This is a genomic window from Microbacterium sp. Bi128, assembly GCF_918698205.1.
In genome coordinates, this window is the sequence record NZ_CAKKMM010001414.1 from 1 (window position 1) to 1,299 (window position 1,299).

The 1,299-nt window shown below is 68.4% G+C and carries 2 protein-coding genes; both read left to right on the forward strand.

The window, feature by feature from the left end:
• A partial coding sequence (locus tag LQV45_RS33250; RefSeq protein ID WP_230011994.1) for a trimeric intracellular cation channel family protein occupies nt 1-610 on the forward strand: 610 nt, incomplete at its 5' end.
• 66 nt (nt 611-676) lie between these two features.
• Nucleotides 677-1,299, forward strand: a 623-nt coding sequence (locus tag LQV45_RS33255; protein ID WP_230011996.1) for an amidohydrolase, incomplete at its 3' end; no start/stop codon positions are given.

Genomic DNA, 1,299 nt, shown 5'->3' on the forward strand with positions numbered 1-1,299 from the left:
TTTAGGAACGTTCTTCTTCGCCGTCTCGGGCTGCCTGCTGGCCGCGCGGCGGGCCTTTGACATAGTGGGCTCGCTCTTGCTGGGGTCGCTGACCGGGCTCGGGGGCGGCGTGGTGCGGGACCTGATCATCGGCGTTACCCCGACGCCTTTCACCCAGCCGGTGCACCTGGTCCCGCCGGTGGCCGCTGCACTGCTGGTCTACTTTTTCGCACGCCGTGTCCAGCGGTTCCAGCGGACACTGCTGGTCTTTGACGCCGGCGGCCTGGCACTGTTCTGTACTACCGGAGCAGTCGCGGCCCTGGACGCGGGCATGAACCCCGTTTCCGCCGCCATGCTGGGCGTCATCACAGGGGTCGGCGGGGGGTTGCTGCGTGACGTCGTCGCCAACCGGGACCCGCAGCTCTTCAACCCCCGGGACATCTACGCCGTCCCGGCCCTACTGGGAGCGGCCCTGATCACAGCCCTGTGGCAGCTGAGCCTGTTCAACGCCGTGGCCGAACTCTGCGTCGCGGCCGTGGTCTTCACCCTGCGGGTGCTCTCCCTGCACTTCCGGTGGCGGGTTCCGCACGCTGCCCGGTCCCGGCACGGCGCGCGGCCGGGCAAGACCTAGCAGGTCGGACCGGCCCGGCGTAGGTTGGGGAAGGCAGGACGCTCGAGCCGGACGAAAGGAGACCTCGTGGCCGCGACCGAACGGATATTGCAACAGTACGAGTCAATCCGCCCGGAACAGGAGGACTTCTACAAGGACCTCCACCAAAACCCTGAGCTCTCACACCAGGAACACCGCACCGCCGCCAACGTGGCGCGCAGCATGAGTTCCTACGGCTTCCAAACGGAGACCGGGATCGGGGGAACAGGAGTCACTGCGGTGCTGCAAAACGGCAACGGGCCAACGGTTTTACTCCGGGCCGACATGGACGCGCTGCCCCTGCAGGAACGGACCGGCGCAGACTACGCAAGCACCATCACAGCCCTGGACCAGGGCGGGGACCGTGTGCCCGTCATGCACGCCTGCGGACATGACGTTCACGTCGCATGCCTGCTGGGCGCCTCCAGACTGCTCGCCGAGCACCAGGACCAGTGGCGAGGCACGCTCGTGGCCCTGTTCCAGCCCGCCGAGGAAACCGGCGACGGCGCCCGCGGCATGCTCGACGACGCTCTCCTTGATCGCATCCCCCCGCCCGACGTCGCACTCGCCCAGCACGTGCTGCCCGGAGTCTCGGGCCACGTCGCCACCCGGTCCGGCCCGGTCTTATCCAGCGCCGACAGCATCCGCATCACAGTCCACGGCCGCGGCGG